General features: G+C 43.1%; 16 protein-coding genes and 1 tRNA gene. 9 read left to right on the top strand and 8 right to left on the bottom strand.

Features of this window, described 5'->3' with window-relative positions:
• Window positions 1–3: 3 nt before the first annotated feature.
• Both ABDD94_RS20780 and ABDD94_RS20785 read left to right on the top strand, forming a co-directional pair.
• Entirely contained in the window at window positions 4–387 is a 384-nt protein-coding gene (locus ABDD94_RS20780; protein ID WP_345953840.1) for a response regulator, read from the top strand.
• Window positions 387–1,430: an adenylate/guanylate cyclase domain-containing protein gene (locus ABDD94_RS20785; RefSeq protein ID WP_345953841.1), complete on the top strand. Its 1,044-nt coding sequence runs from the start codon at window positions 387–389 to the stop codon at window positions 1,428–1,430. Before ABDD94_RS20780 ends, ABDD94_RS20785 begins: the two co-directional genes overlap by 1 nt.
• A gap of 1,450 nt (window positions 1,431–2,880) precedes the next feature.
• On the opposite strand, the gene ABDD94_RS20790 is transcribed toward ABDD94_RS20785, so the two are convergent.
• Window positions 2,881–4,092 carry a prolyl oligopeptidase family serine peptidase gene (locus tag ABDD94_RS20790; protein WP_345953842.1) on the bottom strand — a complete coding sequence of 404 codons (1,212 nt, stop codon included), beginning with the start codon at window positions 4,090–4,092 and terminating at the stop codon, window positions 2,881–2,883.
• Window positions 4,093–4,267: 175 nt separating this feature from the next.
• Between ABDD94_RS20790 and ABDD94_RS20795 the strand changes: the two genes are divergently transcribed.
• Window positions 4,268–4,678 (top strand): hypothetical protein, encoded by a 411-nt coding sequence (locus ABDD94_RS20795; protein ID WP_345953843.1) that lies wholly within the window; start codon window positions 4,268–4,270, stop codon window positions 4,676–4,678.
• 547 nt (window positions 4,679–5,225) lie between these two features.
• Here ABDD94_RS20795 and ABDD94_RS20800 read toward each other — a convergent pair.
• On the bottom strand, window positions 5,226–5,666 hold the full coding sequence (locus ABDD94_RS20800; protein WP_345953844.1) for a 4-fold beta flower protein: 441 nt from the start codon (window positions 5,664–5,666) through the stop codon (window positions 5,226–5,228).
• A 194-nt stretch (window positions 5,667–5,860) separates the two neighbouring features.
• On the opposite strand from ABDD94_RS20800, the gene ABDD94_RS20805 reads away from it, so the two are divergent.
• Window positions 5,861–6,358 carry a hypothetical protein gene (locus tag ABDD94_RS20805; RefSeq protein ID WP_345953845.1) on the top strand — a complete coding sequence of 166 codons (498 nt, stop codon included), beginning with the start codon at window positions 5,861–5,863 and terminating at the stop codon, window positions 6,356–6,358.
• 570 nt (window positions 6,359–6,928) lie between these two features.
• Here the strand turns inward: ABDD94_RS20805 and ABDD94_RS20810 are convergent.
• Window positions 6,929–7,063, bottom strand: coding sequence for a hypothetical protein (locus ABDD94_RS20810; RefSeq protein ID WP_345953846.1), 135 nt, complete (start codon window positions 7,061–7,063; stop codon window positions 6,929–6,931).
• A gap of 468 nt (window positions 7,064–7,531) precedes the next feature.
• Here ABDD94_RS20810 and ABDD94_RS20815 point away from each other — a divergent pair, with 468 nt between their 5' ends.
• A complete protein-coding gene (locus ABDD94_RS20815) occupies window positions 7,532–10,681 on the top strand; it encodes a TonB-dependent receptor (RefSeq protein WP_345953847.1) in 3,150 nt (1,049 codons plus the stop codon).
• Window positions 10,682–10,691: 10 nt separating this feature from the next.
• A complete protein-coding gene (locus ABDD94_RS20820; RefSeq protein ID WP_345953848.1) occupies window positions 10,692–12,233 on the top strand; it encodes a RagB/SusD family nutrient uptake outer membrane protein in 1,542 nt (513 codons plus the stop codon).
• 159 nt (window positions 12,234–12,392) lie between these two features.
• Here ABDD94_RS20820 and ABDD94_RS20825 read toward each other — a convergent pair.
• Window positions 12,393–12,464: transfer RNA gene (locus tag ABDD94_RS20825), tRNA-Arg, on the bottom strand.
• A 78-nt stretch (window positions 12,465–12,542) separates the two neighbouring features.
• Window positions 12,543–14,606 (bottom strand): methionine--tRNA ligase, encoded by a 2,064-nt coding sequence (gene metG, locus ABDD94_RS20830; RefSeq protein ID WP_345953849.1) that lies wholly within the window; start codon window positions 14,604–14,606, stop codon window positions 12,543–12,545.
• 41 nt (window positions 14,607–14,647) lie between these two features.
• Here metG and ABDD94_RS20835 point away from each other — a divergent pair, with 41 nt between their 5' ends.
• Window positions 14,648–15,541, top strand: coding sequence for an LD-carboxypeptidase (locus ABDD94_RS20835; RefSeq protein ID WP_345953850.1), 894 nt, complete (start codon window positions 14,648–14,650; stop codon window positions 15,539–15,541).
• Window positions 15,542–15,610: 69 nt separating this feature from the next.
• Here ABDD94_RS20835 and ABDD94_RS20840 read toward each other — a convergent pair whose 3' ends face one another.
• Together ABDD94_RS20840 and ABDD94_RS20845 are read right to left on the bottom strand one after the other, a co-directional pair.
• Window positions 15,611–17,104: a RagB/SusD family nutrient uptake outer membrane protein gene (locus ABDD94_RS20840; protein WP_345953851.1), complete on the bottom strand. Its 1,494-nt coding sequence runs from the start codon at window positions 17,102–17,104 to the stop codon at window positions 15,611–15,613.
• A 28-nt stretch (window positions 17,105–17,132) separates the two neighbouring features.
• On the bottom strand, window positions 17,133–20,336 hold the full coding sequence (locus ABDD94_RS20845) for a SusC/RagA family TonB-linked outer membrane protein (protein WP_345953852.1): 3,204 nt from the start codon (window positions 20,334–20,336) through the stop codon (window positions 17,133–17,135).
• 309 nt (window positions 20,337–20,645) lie between these two features.
• Between ABDD94_RS20845 and ABDD94_RS20850 the strand changes: the two genes are divergently transcribed.
• Together ABDD94_RS20850 and ABDD94_RS20855 are read left to right on the top strand one after the other, a co-directional pair.
• Window positions 20,646–21,710, top strand: coding sequence for a histidine kinase (locus ABDD94_RS20850; protein WP_345953853.1), 1,065 nt, complete (start codon window positions 20,646–20,648; stop codon window positions 21,708–21,710).
• A gap of 25 nt (window positions 21,711–21,735) precedes the next feature.
• The gene (locus ABDD94_RS20855) at window positions 21,736–22,488 is read left to right on the top strand and encodes a LytTR family transcriptional regulator DNA-binding domain-containing protein (RefSeq protein ID WP_345953854.1); all 753 of its coding nucleotides are present in this window, start codon (window positions 21,736–21,738) and stop codon (window positions 22,486–22,488) included.
• Between the two features lie 81 nt (window positions 22,489–22,569).
• Here the strand turns inward: ABDD94_RS20855 and ABDD94_RS20860 are convergent, their stop codons facing one another.
• Window positions 22,570–23,139 (bottom strand): thiamine pyrophosphokinase, encoded by a 570-nt coding sequence (locus ABDD94_RS20860; protein WP_345953855.1) that lies wholly within the window; start codon window positions 23,137–23,139, stop codon window positions 22,570–22,572.
• Window positions 23,140–23,153: the final 14 nt, after the last annotated feature.

The raw sequence follows: 23,153 nt of genomic DNA on the forward strand, positions 1-23,153 counted from the left end.
GCTATGAAAATTTTAGTTGTAGATGATGAGGCCGACGTACAGCCACTTTTTTTACAGCGTTTTCGCAAAGAAATTCGTAGTGGAGAGCTGGAGTTCGATTTTGCCCTGTCTGGGGAGCAGGCGCTTACTTACCTGCATAACAAACACTCCGAAGTTGTACTTATCCTTTCGGACATTAATATGCCGGGCATGAGCGGCATTGAGCTACTTGGCCACATTAGACATGATTTTGCTAACCCGCCACCACCGCCGGTGGTAATGATGGTTACGGCTTATGGTGATGAGGAAAACCACCGCCAGGCCATGCAAAATGGCGCCAACGATTTTTTGACAAAGCCTCTCGATTTTAGTTTATTAAAAGAAAAACTTAAAAACTTTACTGCATAATGGCCAAAATACTGGTAGTGGATGATGAAGAAGACCTGGAAGTGCTGGTAAAACAAAAGTTTAGGCGCAAGATAAGAGAGCATGTATATGAGTTTGTATTTGCCCGCAATGGCCAGGAAGCGCTTGAAAAGGTAGCGGCACACCCCGATCTGGACATTATCCTGTCAGACATCAATATGCCCATTATGGACGGGTTGACCCTGTTGAGCAAATTACCCGAGGCCAACCCGATGATAAAAGCAGTAGTAGTATCGGCCTATGGCGATATGCAGAATATTCGTACCGCCATGAACCGCGGCGCTTATGATTTTGTATGCAAGCCAGTTGATTTTGAGGATCTTGAACTCACCATGCAAAAGACGATAGATCATGTAAAGCAGCTTCAGGATACCCTTAAAGCCATAAAAGAGAACAACATCCTGAAAATGTATGTGGATGAGAACGTACTCAATTTTATGACGCACAAGGAGTTTGAAAGCAGCTTATTAAAAAATGAACTGCTGGAAGCTACGGTGATGTTTGTAGATGTATGCGGCTTTACTGCCATTACCGAGCAGGTGCCGGCCAACCAGGTGGTTGAGCTACTGAACAGCCTTTTTGATAAGATAGTAAAAGAAATTATAGCCCAGGGCGGCCACGTAGATAAATTTATGGGTGATGCGGTAATGGCGGTATTTAGGGGCGATTACCACCTGGACCGCGCCATTGATGCCGCGCTGTCGATAAAACATGCGCTGAACGATGTACAAGACATTACTGCTGGCGACAAGACTTACAAACCACAAATTTCGGTAGGAATAAATTCTGGCGAAATGATTTCTGGCAACATTGGTTCAGCCTCCCTTAAACGGCTTGACTATACGGTAATTGGCGATGCGGTTAACCTGGCTCAGCGCATTCAATCGGCAGCCAAAGCCAACCAAATTGTTATTACCGAAGAAACTTATCAGAAAGCAAAAACCTCTTTTAGTTGCGAAGCTATTGGCGAAGTGCATTTAAAAAACAAGGCCAAACCGGTAATGCTTTACGAGGTACATGAATAAATAGCTTACACCGTTGTTTTATAGCAGCGGTGTATAGCACATCAGCATGCTGACATGCAAAAGAAGTAACTTAAAGCTTAAAAATTAAAAGCTGAGCAATGCTGCAAACCAGCGCAGACTCATCTGGTTACGCAATCAATATCATTACTTGCAAAGCCTCATCGTCACAATTAAATATCCCTTGCCTAATCATTAAATACGTCACTTGTCAGCCTTCTGTTCTGAATTTTGCACAGTTAGGTAGAGAGGTTATATCCTTAGGCAAGGCTATGGCCCATTGCACAAGCCGAAGAATGGTATGCAGACCGGCCAGTGCTCTTCTTAGTAAAATAGCATTTCCCTATAAAGAAGATAAGCGCAATAATGAGTATCAACTTTAGCCAGAACTTAACAATTTTCAGGAAAAGCATCAGCACTATAACACTGCATATAGCAATAGTTACCCAAGAGGTTGTAGATAATAAGAGAACAGATAAATTTTGCATAACATTTGCCCCAATACGTATAGTGTATGCATTATTACATGCCCACTAAACGTATGTCAAAACTATAAAAGGAATTTTAAAAAGAGAATGTTTTAACGGCCGAATAAAAAGCAATGTTAACTTCTTAAACATCCGTTAAAACTATATCAACAACGCAAGGAGGAACAAAAGCCTGCAGAACGTTAAACGATTGCCGGTGTTGTAAATCTTTCCTCGCGTTTAACTGTTGGTTGCTTCATTGACACAACACGGTCGGGGTTAATGTATTCCATACACTTTTCTATTAGCTGGTTGGCAACCATTGCCAATAAAAAAAAATTACTGATAAATGCAAGCACTAATAGGGCACTTAATGTAAAAGTACGGCTTAGTATACTACGAAAAGCTTTATACATACAATAGTGATTTAGGGGGTATGTAGCTTGTGTACGTTATATACTGGATTTTGTTACAACTAATTTGCCTTACTTATGCCATTTTGTATCGAAAAGCATGATTAGAGAAGCATCCAGACCTATCAGGATGTGAAAGATGAAGATGACTCCTTGATAAAGGATTGTGATGACAAATAATTGCCTTGCTTTCCCACAAGGTATAGCGTATCATTACAATAATAACAGCAAAACCTACGTATGGGCAAGAAAAAGAACAGGCTTTTTACCAGCCTGCTTCGCTTAATACGGTGTAACGGCGCAATACCACATTTAGGGCATGTATTTTTAGGGGCGTTCATGAAATGGGTTATATAGTTGATTAGTCAATTTAGGGGTGACAATACAAATATAACATTTCAATTGTAAAATATTAATACACAATTAAATACACAATCAACTAATAGTATATTTAACTGTTGGTTTATTAAAAATTTCACCTTTAGGAAAAACGCAGCTTTTCCTTTGGATAAAGCTGCGTTTTAGTTATAACATCTTGCTATATTATTAACTACCAAGCAAGCTTAAAAAGGATTATTGCGCTAATGATTTAAACCAGGGTAAGGCATCCAGCATCATGGGCGTTACACTGGTTTCGTGTGTGCCTCCCGGAATTGAAGTTAACGTTATTTGCGCCGAACCGGCCGCCTTAAACCTGTTAAATGTAGATTGGCTGGTTTCATAATAAACATTTTGATCTGCCGTGCCATGGTATAACCTGGTTGGGCTAACCGGATACCAATTAGGAAAGCTATTGGCCGCTACTTGAGCTTTGAAATTAGTTTCGGCCAACGGGTTACTTAAACTACTGTAAAAAGTGGGGTTAAAAAGCGCAGAAGGGGCAGCAGGCAGGGCAGCGTTAATCTGGTCGCTGGTTTTGCTGCCATCCAATAAGCCTGGTATATTAGTGGCATAGGGCTGGGTAAAAAAGTCGGTTAAAGGATGGTTATAATTATAAATAGAATTATAACCCATCATAAATAACGCAAAAAAAGACGGATCAGGGTAGGTAGGAACCGTGGCCACCTTAGCTAACATGCCCGAAACATCATAGCCACCAGCACCTTCAGCAGCGGCTGTTAAGGTTAAGTTATGACTGGTATGGGTTTCAATTTCTTTTTGAGCCGCCATAGTTACATACCCGCCTTCCGAATACCCGATCAGAAACAGCTTATTATTAACTGCAATGTTCTTATCCTTCAGGTAATACTTGGCAGCCTTCAGCATATCGGTTACAGCCAAACCTGAAGTTTGCATGTCATAGTAAGGATGAATAATATCTTTTGATACGCCATAGCCAATAAAATCGGGGATAACCGTAATGAAACCAGCTGATGCAAATAGTTCAAAACCGGTAAACGTGTTTGGAAAGTTCGACGGCGCATCAGCATCTCTGAACATAGTACCATGCTGCGCGCTGAGCAACGCGGGAGTTGTGGTCATGCCTTTGGGAATACACAACAAGCCGGAAGCATTAATCTTACTGCCTTTGTATGTTGTTTGGTAAGTAATTTTATAAAAGTCTACATCATACTGTATAAGCGGCAAAAAAGATCCAAAACCTTGCAATGCAGCTAAAGCTTGCAATTGTACTTTTGTAAAACTACCCGAAGTTGCAGACGACACAAAGAACTCCTTATTAGAATCTGTTTTTTCGGGTTCATCTTCGTTACGGTCTTTTTTACAACCGCTGAAAATCAGCAGCATAACCAGCAGGTAGCTGGCATAATGTAATTTTTTTTTCATGTGATTAAGATTTTTGCGTGAGCAATCTACATATTAATTATCGAGAATATAAATTAAATAAAAATTAAATCAGAGCTTCGATTTGTCAATTTATTCTTTCTCTATCAAGCAATTTCCTGCGGCTATAATCAATTAAAAAAACAATTCTATCGGGCCAATCCTTTATATATTACTTATGGAAACTGATAAAATAGCAGTTAATAATTATGTACACCTGCAAGCTGCCGGGGCGTTAGAAATCTGCCGTGTTTTAGGTGTCGGCGACCAAATCACAGTTGCATCTATCAATGATCCATTTGCAAACCTGCAGTTACAGCCTGCAGAAGTAGCACCCATTCCGCTGACAGATTTATGGCTACTGGAGCTTAACTTTACCCAAGCCCCCGGAGACCAAAACTTTGCCATACCCACACAAAAAAAGTTTACTCGCAATGGCATAACCCTATCGTTGCAACCAACTGACGCAGACGTGGAAGAAATCACCATTTCAAGTGAGGCAAATAATAACAGTCAAACCATAAAGTATGTACATGAACTGCAGAACTACGTTACCAGCCATACCAGCGAGGTTTTAAGTCTCCCATAGTTTATTGATACCAAAGCAATCAGGCATCACCTAATACAACAGCAATAGAACGTAATTAAAAATAAGCCGGCTCAGGTACTATGAAACCCTTGCCGGCTCTAACTATTAACTGACTTATTAAATTTTTAAGCGCCCAACACGTAAGTCACATCATTAAGCGATATATCTAGCCAACAGAAAATCTTCTGCAATTATTTCAATGCGGGGTGCTTAACGACCTTGAATAGGTTTTTAGAAACCCCTTCGGGTTCACCATTACTTCTATATAATCTTTCCATTAACCTGGATGATGGCATACACGCTACCAAAATTAGTAAGCTATTTCAATGGATAGATTGATAGACAAACGTGCTTTCAGGTTCAGTTCGTAGTAGCTGTTTTGGGTCAAAGACGCTGATGAAATGAGTACTGAAGCAAAAAGCCTGATCATTGCGCATTATTTAGAGCATAGTTATCTAATAATAACGGCATTATGAACGTCTTTAAACCCTCGTAAAGCAGATTGCGCAATGGTGAGAAAAAGTGTGCAGTGTAGTATTATCTGACTTTAATCTTTACCTGCTTTTAAAAACCCCTCTAATGGTGTTTTGCTCCAACTACTTGAAAATATGGGTTTTCCAGGAGCTATCTTCTTGAGACTTGGAAATGGCTTCATACTTTTCATTCCCTTTCCTATTTCACTTAAGGTAATCAAGTTGGCAGCGCCTTTTTGAGCACCAACAATGTCCCCGTCATTATTATATATAATGCCGTTTGCATACCAACCCAAATGATCGCCATTGAACCCGTAAATATGCCAGGCATTATATGCATCACTTAAATAGGCAACCGGCGCGCCGTCCCATAAGTATATTGTCGAATCTTCACTAATAAATGCTTTAGCTTCACCTTCTTTATCGAAAAGAGCAGTCTCGTTTCTACCCCACAGTCCGAACGATGATGCACTTATAAGCACAGTCAACATAGCAACAAAAAGCTTTCCTTTCATAATATTTAATCGCTCTCAAATATATTACTTTAAAAATCGGGCCTGGAGTGTTAGTGCGGGCTACAAAGCTATTTAACGCGAATGTTGGTCTAAATCGCCAACCACTGCCTTCACAATTAAATACACAATCAACTATATTATTGTACTGTTAAGGTTTAGTTTACAGATGTTTATAGAATATCATTCTTATAATCATGAAGAAGTTAGTCTATTTGTCGTTGTTGAGTTTACTGTTTATTACCTCATGTGAAAAGAAAGAAGACGAAGAAATTGAATTCACTGTTGTTGGTACCTGGAAGGCCAGAAAATTTAGCCTTGATGTGGTTAATTGCGGAAATGCAGGCAACCCTGGGAGCAGCAGTGTAACGCGAGAGGGAAGTCAATTATCGAATATTCTTTTGATCAGTCCTGATGGCTCTGGCAATATTACCGCAAACGGGGAGCTTTTAGCAACATTCAATTGGACTTATTCTGATCAGGATATTGACCACTTCTTTATCAAGTTTTCCAACTATAAGATTGTAAATTCAAAACCAGATGATTTGCTAGTAAACGCAATCTCTAATTTTAAGTTTGAGTTTCACGAATTCAGTGAAACCGCATTAGGTTTTTATAGCGTAACTTATCCATCGGCAGCTAACTCTTGCCTTACAGAATACAAGTGGTTTAATTGGGACCGAATTTCTAAATAAGAAACCTCATTGCTAATACTGACACCTAAATACAAAGAAGCATTTCCATCAACCCATCTAAAACATACTATTTAATACCAGTTTGCAAGCACTGCATCCAAACTTAAAATATCAGAAGCTGAGATTGTCGAGCACCTTGATCAGTTGAGCATCCCGGGTGTCACAAACATGCAACCCACCGGCATTGATGATTCGCTAGTTATTCAGCTAGATTTGATGTTGTTCCTTAACCACAAAAATGTAAACTCATAGTGGAAACTGGACTACTTGGCATTAGTAACCTGCTTAGAACTAAAGATTTAAATTCACATCACTATTTCGTTTTAGGATGTAAATGATCGAGACCTGGTACAAGTTCTTATTATTTTACTGGCATACATATTTACTATCGAAGTATCGGTCGCGTCCTAAACCCAAGTATAGCTTATTGTTTATTTCCATCATGAATCCCTCAGTTTAACAGACCCAGCCGGTATAATAACTGTAATTCTTGACTGGTGGCCGTTTGTCATCCTCCAAGTTATACATCGCAAAAAGCGATGAATAAATCGACACATAACCGCTTGATTGCTAATTTCCGTAAGTATAAATCTTGTCTCCCCGGCTTACTAGGTAAGGGTTCATTGAGCCGACCTGCTTATCTTCAATCCAGCCTTTTAGTATCAGTGATTTATTGCTGATATTAATTTCATAAAAAGTATGCATGGTTTTATTAAACACTCTTAAGCAATTAAACAGAAACTTACCTCAATACTCGCAAAATTCAAGCTCCGTACATAATCGTTGTCAAAATGCTACAAGAAAATGATAATCAAGTGCAATTATCTCACGCTATCTATAATTACTATTACCACAGGTTTTAACAGCCGCTACCAATTACCATAACCGAAGCTAGACAATTGCTTTTTAAACCGAGTAAAGCAAGCATCATCATGGCAGGCTAATGCTACTGCCGGGGGTACTGCTTCGACTTCAATTTCGTTTGCGCTTGTGTATACAAACAGGCCAGCAGTTTATTGTCTAATTTGTGGGTGGTCTGAGCTGTTTGTTAAACTACAATTTCGTTAACCTTAAAACTTACATTATGACCTAACAGTACATCTAACCTCACGCAAAAGCGATTCTGGTAAGCTACCACGCTTGTTACAAGACCAATTACTAAAACCAACGATTATGAAAAACTTTACTCTGCTCAAAAAAGCAGGCAGCCGCACTTTTCAGGTGCTTTTTCTGTTGCTGCTGCTCTGCACTAGCCGGCTTACGGCCCAAACCAACACACCTGTGCCTATTACCGGCCGTATTACCGCTAATAGTGGCGAAGAATTGGTAGGCGTCAGCATTAGAATTAAAAATGGTAGTACCGCTACCATGACTGATGTGAACGGTAACTTCAAAATAATAGCTCCTGACAATGTCACCCTTGTGGTTACTTATGTAGGCTATGTTACCCAGGAAGTTGCGCTTGCCGGAAGGCAAAACGTGAATATTACCTTACAAAACGATAATAAAGCGCTTGAAGACGTAGTAGTGGTAGGCTATGGCGTGCAACGAAGGGCCAACCTTACTGGTTCAGTAGGCACAGTTACCGGGGCAACCCTAACCGAAAGGCCTGCCCCAAACGCGGCTAACTTGTTACAAGGTCGTATAGCAGGCCTGCAGGTAACCCAGCCTTCGGCCGAACCAGGTCGTGACAATCCGGGCTTTCTCATCAGGGGACGTGGCTCGTTCAATTCGGGTACAAATACACAGCCTTTGGTATTGGTCGACGGCGTGATTGGTAATATGTCTGTTCTTTCGCCTGATGATATTGAAAATGTTACGGTGTTAAAAGATGCCGCATCGGCCTCTATATACGGTGCACGTGCAGCTAACGGCGTCGTGCTGGTAACCACTAAAAAAGGAAAAAAAGGCACTACCACGGTAAGCTACCGTGGTAACGTCTCTATCAACGTAGCCAATGCACTGCCTGATCTGATTACCAACTCGGTAGACTATATGGAAATGTACCGCACGGCAGCACGCAGGCAGGGCCTGCCCGAAATTTACACCCAAGCACGTATTGATGCTTACCGCAACGCTTCGGATAAAAACCAGTACCCCAATTTCGACTACCTGGATTATTATATCCAGCCAGCAGTGGTTAACAACCATAATATCAGCGTGTCGGGTGGTAGTGATAAAAGTGCATTCAATGTATCGGCCAGCTATTTGAATCAGAACGGTGTATTGCCCAATTACAAGTTTAAGCGGTATAACACATTGCTTAACTATACCAACCAAATCAGCAAAGCGGTAAGTTTTGGTACATCCTTAAACCTGGCCTATCGTGACCGTACTGATCCGCCTTTTACAAGCGAGAACATGATGCTACTGGTATTGGCTGCTGGTCCGCTTTATGGTCCCTACCTGCCCGATGGCAGCGGCCGTATTGCACAGCGCGCATACGAGAACGAAGGCCGTAACCGTAACCCAGAAACGGTTTTCAACATGGGTTACCAAAATACCAAGGAGTACAATTTTAACGGACAGGCCTACCTGGATGTAAAGTTTCTGCCTAATCTTACCTGGTCTACGAAAGTAGCGGTAAATTATGTGGATGAGTACTATAAGATGTACCAGCACGGTATCAATACCTACCTGCTGCAGGAACGGGGCGCCAACGGCGATTACAAGTTTTTTGATAATGGTCCGCCAGATATTCTGGGCGTTACCGATCAGTATACCAAAACCATATCACCTACCGTTTACAGTACGCTAACTTATCAAACCACCGTAGCAAAAGATCACAACTTTAAAGTACTGGCCGGGTATGAGCAGCTATTCAACCGCTATCAAACCTTGCGCGCAAACCGGCCCAATAGCGCGTTTCCTATTTTGGAGGAATTGAGCGGTTATTCGCCAACCAATCAGACACTATTTAACACTTCACCCAGGCTGCCGGGAATACCGGTTAACCCATCGGAGTGGGCCATGCAGTCATTTTTCGGCCGGTTGAATTATAACTTTAAGAACAAATACCTGCTCGAAGCTAACTTGCGTTATGACGGCACTTCCAAAGTTTCGCCACAATACCGCTGGGGAGCATTCCCTTCAGTTTCGGCAGGCTGGCTGGTTTCCGAGGAAAGCTTTATGCGCCGGTTTAACTGGTTAACGAGCTTTAAAGTGCGTGGATCATACGGTGTACTGGGTAACCAGGATGTAGGTACTTACTTGTACCAGGATAACTTGGTGACTGATAATATTGGTTATCCATTTGGCAACACGGCTTTGCAGCAAGGCGCCGTAATCAGCATACTGCGCGACCAGAGCCTGCGTTGGGAATCAACCCGTATAGTTGACCTGGGCTTTGATTTTGAGGCCTGGCGGGGTTTGTTAGGTATTACGTTTGATTGGTTTAATAAGAAGACCTACAACGTACTGGCACAACAACCCGTACCCGCGAGTTTGGGTCTAGGTGCCCCCACCACTAACGACGGCGAACTACAAAACCGTGGTGTGGAATTGGAACTAAGACACGATAACCGGATTGGCCAGTTCACCTACGGTGCCAACGTGGTGTTTGCTACTGCTAAAAACAAGCTGCTTAAAATACGTACGCCAAGTACCAGCGGCACCAGTATAAGGCAGGTTGGCTTACCATACGATGCCCACTACCTGTATGTATGGGACGGCATTTTCCAGGTAGAAGATATAGGTAATCCGGCGGTACCACGCCACGCACTTAACCCTAATCCTAAAGCCGGCGATCTGAAGATGAAAGATCTTAATGGTGATAACGTAGTGGATGCCAATGATCGTACTGTTGTTGATGGCGCTTATGCTGACTACACCTACTCGTTCGGTTTTCATGTGGGCTACAAAGCATTTAACCTGAGTACTTTCTTTCAGGGTGTACAAGGCTTAAAAAACCGGGTAAATAACTGGGGCATTGATCCATTTATGCAGGGCACTGCACCAACGGAAAAGTGGCGCAACGCCTGGACACCTGAGAACCGCAGCCAAACCTTACCTGCACTTTACATTGCCGGTTATACCGGGGTGGCCAATTATGTAGGTTCAACTTATTACCTGATGGATGCGTCTTACCTGCGTATGAAGAATGTTACGCTTACGTATACACTGCCAACCGACCTGATACGGAAAGTGGGGGCCAAGGGCGCCAGTATTTATTTCTCAGGCGAAAACCTGTTTACCATAACTAATTATGAAGGTGCTGATCCTGAAAGGCTGAACGGCAGCGTTGGGGGCCCTAGCGTAACGGGTAACTACGCGCAATATCCGCAAACCCGTATCTACAACTTTGGCATCAATGTTAAATTTTAAACTGAGCATCATGAAAACAAAATATTTACTGCGGTCGGCCTCAATGATTGTGCTGGTAGCTATAACATCCTGCAGCAAGGACTTTTTAGATCGCAATCCTCTCAACAGTGTTTCGAGTCAGATCTTCTGGCAGTCTGAAACCGATGTGCAAACCGCGCTTACAGGCGTGTACTCCAGACTGCAGCAAAACTTTTTAGGTTACGAAAGGGTTTATCTGGACGGCCTTTCAGATAATGCCTTTCTGGATAACAATACCAATCAAGGTGGTAACATGAATACTCTTACCACGGGTAACCTTTCGGCTGCCACAGGCGGCGCCATCAACAACCTATACAGCTCACCTTACCGGGCTATATCAAGCTGTAACTTCTTTTTGGATAACGTAGACAAAGCACCACTTACGGATGCCGCAAAGAACGTGTACAAAGCCGAGGTAAGATTCATCAGGGCACTGGCCTATTTTGACCTGGTGCAGTTGTTTGGCGGTGTGCCTATATACCGTACCAGTCCGCCTACCGCAGATGATGCCAAGATTGCCAAAAGCAGTGCGGCAGACGTATATACCTTTATAAACGAAGACCTGGACTTTGCCATTGCCAACCTGCCCGATGACCGATATACCGGCCATGCGGTAAGAGGCAGTGCCAAAGGCATAAAGGTAAGAGTCCTATTAACCCAGCAACGCTGGGCTGAAGCTGCAGGCCTTGCACAGGAAATCATCAGCTCAGGTAAGTTTGCTTTGGCTAACAACTATGCCAACCTGTTTAAAACAGCCGGGCAGAGTAGCGGTGCAGGCAGTAACAACGAAATTATGTTTTCCACCCAGTACCTGGCGCCTAACAACATTCAAAGGGCCAACCAGGGTATGGATATTGAATTGGGCTGGTTCTCGCTCATTATGCCATATAAAGATTTGATTGATGATTATGAGATGACCGATGGCAGGCGTATTACAGAATCTCCTTTGTATAATGCTGCGACACCCTATGCTAACCGGGACCCGCGTTTAGATCTTACGATTAAATTGCCGGGTGAAGTCTGGCGTAACGCACAGGGCACGGTTTGGTCAGGTAGCTACGTGTCGCAAACCACCTTCATTATGGAAAAGTATGTCGACCTTTCGCGAGCGCCTTTTACCACCTCAACAGCGCAGTCTACCGACCAGGACTATGTACATCTGCGTTATGCTGATGTTTTATTGATGTATGCGGAGGCGCAGAACGAGGCCAACGGCCCAAGCAGTAGCGTGTACGATGCCGTGGATGCCGTAAGGGGCCGCGCCGGCGTTAATATGCCGCCGTTGGATCGAACCCGCTATAGCACCAAAGATCTACTGCGCGAAGCGATACGCCACGAACGGCGCATTGAGCTGGCCTTGGAAGGACAACGCTATTTTGATTTGAAGCGCTGGAATATAGCCCACATTAAGCTGCCAACTTTAAAAACACCTGCGGGCACAACGCTGGTATTTGGCACTAACAATTACCTATTGCCGTTTCAGCAGAGTGAGCTGGACAATAACCCGCAACTGAGGCAGAACACAGGTTATTAGAACCTCCATTTATTAAAAAAGGCCTTGCTAAGCAAGGCCTTTTTTAATAAATGGAGGTTGGTAGATTAAATCTGTATTTCTTACTAATGTTATAAATTAATACAATAATTATACACATTATACAAAAAAGCCCTTCCATTTGCCATGGAAGGGCTTTTGTACCCCCGACGAGAATCGAACTCATATCTAAAGTTTAGGAAACTTCTATTCTATCCGTTGAACTACAGGGGCGGTTCGGTTAAAGTGCAAATGTGCAAATTTTTTGATTTATCTGCACATTTACAGCGCTGCTTATTTTTTGCAGCTTTTTTACCTGACCACCGAGCCGTTGTGCATATCGGCACCGGGTGATACAAAGCTGAGCTTACCCTCGGCATTCTCTGCCATCAGGATCATCCCCTGCGACAGGATACCCTTGATTTCGCGTGGCTCGAGGTTGACGAGTATGCTAACCTGCTTGCCAATAATGGCATCCGGCTCAAAATACTCGGCAATGCCCGACACTACCGTGCGCTGATCCAGTCCGGTATCAATAGTGAGCTTTAACAGCTTCTTGGTCTTAGCCACCTTTTCGGCTGTTAAAATAGTGCCGGTACGTATATCCATAGCTGCAAACTGCTCATAGTTGATGTTTTCTTTAGCAGGCACCAATGGTGTGGTTTCTTCTATTACGGTTTCCAAAGCTTGCTTTTTATTAATCAGTTTCTGTATCTGTTTTTCAATCACTTCGTCTTCCAGCTTTTCAAATAACAGACTGGCCGCATTCAGCTGATGACCACTGGTAAATACCATTTCCTGATCAAAGTAGATCACATCATCGGGCCAGTTGAGCATGTACAATATCTTTTGCGCGGTACCCGGTAAAAACGGCTGCAGGCAGGTAGCAATATGCCCCATCAGCACCAAACAATTGTGCAGTGCTTCGCGTGCGGCTTCAGGGTTAGTTTTAATGGTCTTCCAGGGTTCCTGCTCGGTTAGATAACGGTTGCCCAAGCGTGCAATCTCCATAGCAATCTGCTGTGCCTGCCTAAATTTATAGCTTTCAAAACTTTGCTCCAGCTCGTTGTACAAGCGATGGAGTTCGGTATTTAAGCTTTCATCTTTTAAAGTAATCTGCGCAGTATCGGCTTCAACCTTACCGTCAAAAAACTTATGCATCAGTATCATTACCCGGTTAACCAAGTTACCTAAGATGGCCACCAGCTCGTTATTTACACGGGCCTGGTAATCTTTCCAGGTAAACTCACTGTCGCTGGTTTCGGGCGCTATGGCCGTTAGGTAGTAACGCAGCTCGTCCACCTTATCCGGAAAATCCTCAAGGTACTCATGCATTTCAATGCTCCAACCACGGCTGGTCGACATTTTATCGCCTTCCAGGTTCATAAACTCGTTAGCAGGTACGTTATCAGGCAACACAAACTCTCCGTGCGCTTTTAGCATGGCCGGAAAAACGATACAATGGAACACGATATTATCCTTACCAATAAAGTGTACCAATTTGCTTTCGGGGTCTTGCCAGTACAGTTTCCAGTCTTTACCGTTATTTAAGGCCCACTGCTTAGTGGCCGATATATAACCTATAGGCGCATCAAACCAAACATACAGCACTTTGCCATCGGCACCTTCAACAGGCACTTTTATACCCCAGTCTAAATCGCGCGTTACGGCGCGTGGGTGCAAGCCTCCGTCAATCCAGCTTTTGCACTGGCCGTATACGTTTGTTTTCCAGTCGTTGGCATGTCCCTCTAGTATCCACTCGCGCAGCCAGCCTTCATACTTATCTAACGGTAAATACCAGTGTTTGGTAGGTTTTAATACCGGCTTATTACCACTCAGGGTAGAGCGCGGATTAATCAGCTCATCGGGACTCAGGGAGCTGCCGCATTTTTCGCACTGATCGCCATAGGCATTATCGTTGCTGCAAACAGGGCAGGTACCTATTATATAACGGTCGGCCAAAAAAGCCTTGGCTTCTTCATCATAATACTGGTCCGACTCGCGCTCCACAAAATCGCCTTTGGCGTTTAGCACCCTGAAAAAATCCTGCGCCGTTTCGTGGTGCAGGGGGGCACTAGTGCGGTGATAAATATCGAAAGAGATATTCAGCTTTTCGAAACAGTATTTGATCAGCTCATGATATTTATCGATAATAGCCCTTGGGGTTGTACCTTCTTTCATGGCTTGATTGGCAATGGCTGTGCCGTGCTCGTCAGACCCGCATACAAACACTACATCGCGGCGTTGCAGGCGCAGGTAACGCACATACAAATCGGCCGGAATGTAAGCGCCCGCCAGGTGACCAATATGTTTTGGGCCATTAGCATAAGGTAATGCCGCAGTTATGGTATATCGTTTATATTTTTGAGCTTCCAAATTGTTGTTCCGTTTTTCTATTTTGCAAAGATAATTCAAATATGAGCATAACTCCCCCATATATTCAAAAAGGTGACCGTGTGGCCATTGTGTGCCCGGCAAAAAAACTCCCCCAGCCTATGGATGATGCCGTAGCTCTGCTGCAAAGCTGGGGTTTGGAAGTAGTATTAGGCGAAACTATTACGGCCGATTACCACCAGTTTGCCGGCGATGATGACACCCGTGCCCGCGACCTGCAACGCTTTGTTGATGACGACAGCATTAAAGCTATTTTTGCCGCCCGCGGTGGCTATGGTACCGTTAGGATGATTGATAAAGTTGATTTCAGCAGATTAAAAAGCAGCCCTAAATGGCTTATTGGCTTTAGCGACATTACTGTGCTGCATGCACATATACAACAGAACTTAGGCATAGAAACCCTACACGGCCAGATGCCAATTAACATCCCCGATGCCACATCAACCTCGCTTGAAACACTGCGGAAAGCCCTTTTTGGAGCCGAAGTAAGTTACCAGATACCGGCGCACCCCTTAAACAGAAGTGGCAAAGCCCAGGGCATTTTAACAGGTGGAAACCTGGCAATATTGGTTTCACTTTCAGGTTCGGTATCAGACTTTGATTATGAAGGCAAGATTTTATTTATTGAAGATGTAGGCGAGTACCTGTATAACATTGACCGACTGATGTACACCTTAAAACGAGCAGGCAGACTGGCTAAACTAGCGGGGCTTATAGTAGGCGGCTTTACGGAAATAAAGGACAACGACATTCCCTTTGGCCAAAATGCACAAGAAATTATAAAGGCACTGGTTGATGAATATACGTACCCCGTATGCTTTGATTTTCCGGCCGGGCATGTGGCTAATAATTGCGCGCTGATTTTTGGCAGGGAAGTGCGGTTGGACGTAGAAAGTGCTGTTGTAAAACTACTGTAAGAAAAGGGCTCATAAACAAAAAGCCCGGAGGCGAGTGCCTCCGGGCTTTATTTATTCTACTATAATTAATTATTTGTTATCTACTGCCAATTTATTCAATATCAACTCATTAGCTGATATTGGCCAAATATAACCCTGTTCAGTAGGTGATTTTGCCGACACAGACTGTTTAGCCGGTATAGTTTGCCTCAAGCGCATCAGGTCAATGTTACGCAAGCCTTCACCTATAAACTCGATGCGTCTTTCAGTAAGTATCTGATCAATCAATGCTGCATTGGTAGCAGGCGCCAGGGTAACTGTTGCGTCCGAACGGCGGTGAACCGCATTCAATAAGGCTAATGCCTGTGCATCTGGAACGGCAGCAGCGGCGGCGGTGCGTGCACGGGCTTCGGCCAGGTTAAGCAACACTTCGGGCCAGCGCATTACAGGTGCATAATCCTGATATTGGCCACCCGTAGGGAATTTTGAAACCCAGAACTTATTTGATCTTGCGAACAAGAGATCTGTTCTTCTTTTATCGGCAGCCCCCCATTGTGGGTTAGATAATATACCGTTAGGTAATGAACTAACTGCATACTCACCCACGCCCGGCGTACTACCATTCTGAAACCAGTAGTAACCCAGCTGATTTTGGCCGCCCGGGTTTTCAACGCCGGCAACAAATGGCATGGATAGTATAGACTCAGTAGTGGTATAATTTGTAAAAACTGTTTTAAGGTCGGCCTGCAACTCATGTGCAACACCAGAAGTTGCTTTAAAAGGAGCTGTAGTCGGCACCATCTTGTTTGCCTCAATAATTACATCATTATAACGCTGCATGGTTAAAAGAACACGTGTTTTGAACGAAATTACAGTATTTCTGTGTGCCCTGGTTACAGTAACTGTAGCGCTGGGTACGGTACCCACCGTTGCATAGGCGCCTACCGGTACTGCAGTTTCTGCAAAGTTCAAATCCTGTAATATCTGATCATAAACCTGTGCTACGCTGGCTCTTGCTAAATCATAGTTGCCGGCACCGGTATTTCCGGTTAAACGCAGCGGCACGCCCGGATTAGCGCCATTATTATCTATATAGGGTTTTGCATACAGTTGTAATAAACTATAGTAACACAAAGCTCTCAAAAAGCGAGCCTCGCCTATATAAGCATTAGACGTAGCGGCATTACCAATAGTAGCTGTCCCGGTAGCTTCCATTCCTTCCAAAAATACGTTAATACGGTTGATGGCTAGATAAGCCTGAGCCCATAGGCCTTGTACGGCCGTTGCGCTGTTAGCTAAATTTAACTGATATACATCTGCACCAGTAACCAGGTTAGATGTTTCTATCTGAAAGTCTTCTCCACGAATGTCATTATAAACCTGGTAACGGCCACCATAAAATGTACCACTCCTGATTGTTGCGTATAATCCGTTAACCCCGGCTACAATTCGTGCTGGCGTGGTTAAAGCAGTTTCTGCCACAATAGAATCTTTCGGCACATCATTTAATCGTTCTTTATTGCAAGCTGTAAATACCGAAGTACCCACTGCCAGAACTGTTGCAAATAAATATTTCTTGTTCATTGCTTTTTTTTGAATCGTATAACAATAATTAAAACCCGAAATTCACACCGAATGTAATGGTACGGGCGTTAGGGCCACCGTTTCTGTCAGATCCCTGACCAGAAGAACTTGTTCCGTTGGAGGCAACTTCCGGATCCGGACCAGGATATTTAGTAGCGATAGCCAAATTTTGACCGCTTACATATATGCGGGCATTGTTAACTTTTATTTTTGAGGCAATTGATTTAGGTAGATTATACCCTAACGTAACGTTTTTCAACTTCACAAAATCGCCCTTAAATATGTTGAAATCACTTGGAAGGGTGTTGCCATAAGATACGTTATCACCATATATTGGTCTAACCGCATCTTTAACATCGCCAGGTTTAGTCCAGTAATCCAAAAGGTCGGTAGTGTTGTTCCAGAAACGCTGATCGTGCAATGTAGCGTTTGAGCCGTAAGACACATAAAAACCAAGCTGGTAAGTCAATAACACATTCAGGTCAAAGCCTTTATATCTGAAAGTATTGTCAAAACCACCTACCCATTTAGGAATAGAATTTTGATAATAAACTGCATCAGCAGCAGTGATAGCCGTAGCTGGTGCACCGTTGTCTAAATAGTTCCATAGCGAACCGCCTGTTGGAACAATGTGCTGATAAGTTACAGCACGACCGGCTGCGTTGTAAAATATTCTTCGGCCTGTTTGCGGATCCACACCACCTGTACGCACTACCTTTAAATATCCTAATGATTTACCAACTGTGGTATAGTTTACATTCTCACCGGTAGTTGTAGTACCTGTTGCTGTAACTATTTCCGTTAAACCATTTGCCAGTGAAGTAACCAGGTTTTTATTTAAAGTAATGTTGAAGTTGCTGGTCCAGTTAAACTCTTTGGTTTGAATAGGTACACCGCCTAATGTCAACTCAATACCTTTGTTGTACATGGTGCCAACATTTTGTAAGATACTATTTGGAAACCCTGCAGAAGGCGGTTGAGGTACGCGAAGAATTAAATTATCAATATCATTCTTGTAGTATGTGATTTCACCGGTTAAGCGGTCACCAAACATACCGAAGTTGATACCAACGTCTGTTTTCTTACTGGTTTCCCACTGCAATACGTTATTACCTGCAGCAGAAAACGATAAAGACGGAATGCCGGCGTAAGTACCAGAACCAAATGTTGACAAGTAATCATAACTACCTAAACCGGCTATATTGCCCACCTTACCATAGCTACCTTTAACCTGGAACGAGCTGAACACTTTATCTAAACCGGCACCTGTCCAGAAGGATTCACGAGCTATTTCCCACTTGGCACCCACACCATAAAACGTACCCTTTTTAACACCTAAACCCGAGTAATTATCCTCGCGTATGTTACCGCTTATAAAATATTTCTGATCGAAGTTATAGTTTAAGCGACCAAAGAATGATGCCAGATAGTTGGAAGAAATAATTTGACTGGTAGACAAGTTGGTTGCATAACCACCTGCCTGTACCACATTAAAATCTAAATCAGCCAAACCCTGGCGGTTAATGCCGTATCCCCTGGTTGAAGTAAACTGTTGTTCCTGTCCTGCTAGTAAACTCACACTATGTTTAGTAGCAAAAGTGTAGTCGAACTGTGCAGTGTTTGTCCAGGTTTGGCGGGCATATTTTCTGAAAGCACCGGTAGCTGAACCCACGGTCGATACCGCATCACCGTGTATAGGGTTACCAAAAAGATCATTATCGCTATCGATGTAATCAATACTGTACAACGACCGAAGATTAACCCAGCTCACCGGCTTCAATTGTGCATAAACGTTACCTTGTGCATGGTTAATTTCGTTGTTTGAACGGTTTAAATCGAACAAAGGCACAGGGTTGTAGAAACCAGCCTGGTTACCTGCCAGGTAGTTGGCGCCCGGGCCTATATATTGCGTGCCAATGTTGTAAGAGCCATCAGCGTTGTAGGGTGAAACATTGGGCGCTGTTACCATGGCTGTACGGCCTAAGCCGGCTGTGCCGTAGGCTTCTTCATTTAACGAACCTGAAGAAACCGCAGCCAGGTTCTTTTCGTTTGAATAGGTGAACTTACCACCGGCAGTAAGCACTTTATTTATCTTGCTATCCAGGCTAAAAATGGTATTAATACGCTTGTAATCGTTTTTGTTGTATATACCTTTTTGATTGGTATAGCCAAATGAAGCATAATAACTGGTATTATCATTAGCGCCCGAAATGTTTACGTTATGATTTTGTGATACACCCTGACGGTAAACAACTTTTTGCCAATCGGTATCTACTACGTTTCCGTTGGCATCGTATTGCAACCTGAACTCCTGAGGGTAAAACTGCGTTGGGTTAGTACCAGGTATAGCTACCGCAGATGCTGCTACAGAACCCGGACGTATAGCTCTTGCGTTGGCAATAGCCGTGTTTTTATAATTCGTATACTCAACGGCGTTCATCATATCGGGTAAACGATACGGGTTAGTAAAGCCCACCCAGCCATTGTAGTTAACTATTGGTTTGCCTACTTTACCTTTTTTAGTGGTTACAAACACCACACCGTTGGCTGCCCGGCTACCATATAACGCTGTAGCGGCAGCATCTTTGGCAACCTCAATACTTTCAATATCATTTGGATTGATGTTTGACAAGGCATTACCAGCTGATGAGGTTAAGCTAACATCGCCCGTAAAAACTACTTGCCCGTCAATAACAAAGATTGGCTGCGAGCTTAACGAAATTGAGTTTGTACCGCGGATACGGAAGACCGGAGGTGAGTTCAGCACGCCTGTAGGTATGGTAATTTGTACACCTGTTGCTCTACCGGCCAGGGCCTGGTCAAAACTTTGTACCGGCAATTGTGAAATGGAAGCGCCCTTTACACTGGCAACGCTACCTACGGCAGCTCTCCTGGTTTGGGTACCGTAGCCGGTTACCACAACTTCATTCAGCGCGCTGGCCGAACCAACCAAGGCTACATTTTGCCTGTCGTTGCTTGGTGTGATGGTTTGGCTTTCGAAACCAATGAATGTAAACACCAAGGCTTGCCCACTGGCAACTTTAATGTTGTACGTACCATCCGGACCGGTTTGCGTTCCTGTTTTGGAGCCTTTCACCATTACACTCACGCCGGGTAAGGCGAGGCCATCGGCTTTACTGGTAACTGTACCAATTACAGTTCGGGTTTGTGCATAGGCATGACCACCTATAAGCAGCAAAACCCACAAAAATCTTTGTAAAGTTTTTTTCATCAGTTAATAGTTTAGTTAATCGGGAACAATGTAGAACTATTCACACAAAAACCCAATTAAAATTCACTATTTTTTATCCTTTTGTAAAAAACACTCAAATATTTTGCAATAACTGTTATTATTTTACCCAATTTATAACAAAACGCACAAAATAAAATCAAAATACAGTATAAACAGACACAGATTTCCATTTTTAGAGGATTTCTTAAAAATTTTGCCCTTTTTCATCCTAACCGTTCATCCAACTATCTTAACCATCCATCCAACTTTAGTTACAATTTTAAATTGTTTTTGGCAGATTTGCCTTATATGAAAGGTGATTACAGTTATTATAGCGGCTCCTTCTTAAAGCTTAACCGCAACAATGCTGCTATAGGAGTTATTGTAGGGCTGTGTTTATGTGCAGTGCAATCCGTGTTTAGGGAAAGAATAATGGCCACCAAGGATATACTGATGACCATTATGTTTAGCATTGTTATTACCCTAAGCATAACCAACAGTGTTTACTTGTACCAATGCTTCCTTAAACCTAAAAAAAAGGTTAATCTGTGGCAATTCATTCTGGTATACTATGTATGCAATCTGTTGGGTATGCTTATCGGTGTGGAGCTTTCTTATTTCTTCGTATCGCTCATTTTTCACCTGAAGTACGTTCCGCTTGCTCATTTTAACGATTACAAGTTCACCTTCATCGTTGTGCTCATTGTAGGCACCATTATTTATTTTTATATGGCCCAAAAAGCCACTATGAATGCACAGATTAAAGAAAAGGAGTTGGATCTGGCGCGCCTGAAGCAATTAAAAACACAAGCTGAACTGCAAACACTGCAATCTAAAATCAATCCGCATTTTTTATACAACTCACTTAACTCAATAGCCAGCCTTATACATGAGGATGCCGATAAAGCCGAGGACATGACACTTAAACTATCTAAGCTTTTTAGGTACAGCATTAATTCGCAGCAGGAAAACATGGCTTTAGTGAAAGATGAAATGGAAATTGTAAATACCTACCTGGATATTGAAAAGGTACGCTTTGGCGATCGCATTAGCTTTACTTCGAGCATTGATAACAATTTACTTGATAAACGTATACCTCGCTTTCTGGTCCAGCCACTGGTGGAGAATGCCCTTAAACACGGACTTAACCATACTGCCAAAAACGGCATACTCGAGGTAAACCTCAAACAGCAAAACCACAAACTGATTATAGAAGTGGTAGACAACGGCCCGCCCTTTCCAGACGAACTGAACATGGGCTATGGCATGCAAAGTACTTATGACAAGCTCAACCTACTCTATGGTGAAGGTTACGAAATGCAGCTCATCAACACCCCGCGGAAGCACATTTTTTTAAGCTTGCCTATTATTTAATTAACCGTCCTTTTTTAACTTGTATATGAAAACCTGGAAAACCTTAATTATAGATGATGAACAACTGGCACGCCAGCGCCTGAAACGACTGCTTAAACCTTTTGAAGAGTTTGAAATTATTGGCGAGGCCGTAAACGGTGCTGACGGCCTGGAGCAAGTTGACGAGTTAAAGCCTGAACTGATATTTTTAGATGTTGAAATGCCATTGCTTAATGGCTTTGAAATGCTGAGCCGCTTGCAGCACCAACCCAAAGTTATTTTTACTACCGCTTACGATCAGTATGCCATTAAGGCATTTGAGGAAGACTCGATAGATTACCTGCTGAAACCTATTGAAACCGAACGCCTGGAAAAAACGGTTAAAAAGCTAAGGCAAACTATGCAGCAGCCCGCCCCCGCCCTGCCGTTAGAAGCCTTAATGCAGCAGCTTTTTGTTAAAAAAGACATTAAAACACTCACCGTAAAAATAGGTGATAAGATACTGCTTATTAAGCTGGATGACATTATTTATATAGAGGCCGAAGACAAATACGTTTTTTTGCATACCAGTGATGGCAAAAAGCACCTTACCGATTTTACCATTACCGGGTTGGAAGAAAAACTACCCGAACGCTTTGTACGCATTCACCGTAGTTCTATTATTAACACCGATCATATTAAGGAGATACGCAAGGGGTTTAACGGCGCAATGGTTTTTGTAATGAACAACGCCACAGGCAGCAAACTTACCTCCAGCCGCTCAAACGGGGAAATGTTGCGCGACAGGTTTGATATTTAAATCAATTTTAGAACATATAGTCAAGAGTTGATATCCAAAAACACGCCGTTGATTGTGCATTTTAGCTTTAGGTGCTCAAGGCTAATACACCTCAGCTATAAAAATACTGGGCGCATCAAACGTCAAGCTAATAAAGCCGTCCGCCTGGGTTTGGTAGGCTTGTGCTGATAATTGCTGAAGGCCTTCCGTATTTACAGGCGTATCAACCGTTAATAGGGTAACCGTTTCGCCTGCAGGTTTCCATTTGCGAAAACCAGAAGTTATGGCATAAATTTTTTGGTGCTTATAGAAGATGACCACGTTAATTTGGGCAACATAGCTTTCATAGACGCGAAGATCTAACTCGTCGGCTACAATGTTAACAGCAGGATAGCCTTTTGTTACCAGGAAATGGAAAGCGGCCTGCAACCAGGACTGGCCGTTGGTATGGATATATTGTACATCTGATTGCAAGTCGCCGCTTACCCCATCACTAACAATATAATCTATTTTAATGCCATACACAGCCAGCTGTTCGGCTACGGGCAGTGTGGCTATCACGGTGGGGCTCCACTCTAACAACTGGCCCAGTTCCTCATCGGTAAAGGTGCTTAAGCCTGCTATCAATAGAGCAGGCTCCTGCTTTTCGCGTACGATATGGTGTGATGACATATTTTGTTTTTGAC

The sequence above is a fragment of the Mucilaginibacter sp. PAMB04168 genome (genome assembly GCF_039634365.2).
Lineage (GTDB): Bacteria > Bacteroidota > Bacteroidia > Sphingobacteriales > Sphingobacteriaceae > Mucilaginibacter.

What these genes read in the sequence shown, in the direction of transcription:
- ABDD94_RS20780 (WP_345953840.1), top strand. Translation starts at nt 4, where the DNA reads ATGAAAATTTTAGTTGTAGATGATGAGGCCGACGTACAGCCACTTTTT.
- ABDD94_RS20785 (WP_345953841.1), top strand. Translation starts at nt 387, where the DNA reads ATGGCCAAAATACTGGTAGTGGATGATGAAGAAGACCTGGAAGTGCTG.
- ABDD94_RS20790 (WP_345953842.1), bottom strand. Translation starts at nt 4,092, where the DNA reads ATGAAAAAAAAATTACATTATGCCAGCTACCTGCTGGTTATGCTGCTG.
- ABDD94_RS20795 (WP_345953843.1), top strand. Translation starts at nt 4,268, where the DNA reads ATGGAAACTGATAAAATAGCAGTTAATAATTATGTACACCTGCAAGCT.
- ABDD94_RS20800 (WP_345953844.1), bottom strand. Translation starts at nt 5,666, where the DNA reads ATGAAAGGAAAGCTTTTTGTTGCTATGTTGACTGTGCTTATAAGTGCA.
- ABDD94_RS20805 (WP_345953845.1), top strand. Translation starts at nt 5,861, where the DNA reads ATGAAGAAGTTAGTCTATTTGTCGTTGTTGAGTTTACTGTTTATTACC.
- ABDD94_RS20810 (WP_345953846.1), bottom strand. Translation starts at nt 7,063, where the DNA reads ATGCATACTTTTTATGAAATTAATATCAGCAATAAATCACTGATACTA.
- ABDD94_RS20815 (WP_345953847.1), top strand. Translation starts at nt 7,532, where the DNA reads ATGAAAAACTTTACTCTGCTCAAAAAAGCAGGCAGCCGCACTTTTCAG.
- ABDD94_RS20820 (WP_345953848.1), top strand. Translation starts at nt 10,692, where the DNA reads ATGAAAACAAAATATTTACTGCGGTCGGCCTCAATGATTGTGCTGGTA.
- ABDD94_RS20835 (WP_345953850.1), top strand. Translation starts at nt 14,648, where the DNA reads ATGAGCATAACTCCCCCATATATTCAAAAAGGTGACCGTGTGGCCATT.
- ABDD94_RS20840 (WP_345953851.1), bottom strand. Translation starts at nt 17,104, where the DNA reads ATGAACAAGAAATATTTATTTGCAACAGTTCTGGCAGTGGGTACTTCG.
- ABDD94_RS20845 (WP_345953852.1), bottom strand. Translation starts at nt 20,336, where the DNA reads ATGAAAAAAACTTTACAAAGATTTTTGTGGGTTTTGCTGCTTATAGGT.
- ABDD94_RS20850 (WP_345953853.1), top strand. Translation starts at nt 20,646, where the DNA reads ATGAAAGGTGATTACAGTTATTATAGCGGCTCCTTCTTAAAGCTTAAC.
- ABDD94_RS20855 (WP_345953854.1), top strand. Translation starts at nt 21,736, where the DNA reads ATGAAAACCTGGAAAACCTTAATTATAGATGATGAACAACTGGCACGC.
- ABDD94_RS20860 (WP_345953855.1), bottom strand. Translation starts at nt 23,139, where the DNA reads ATGTCATCACACCATATCGTACGCGAAAAGCAGGAGCCTGCTCTATTG.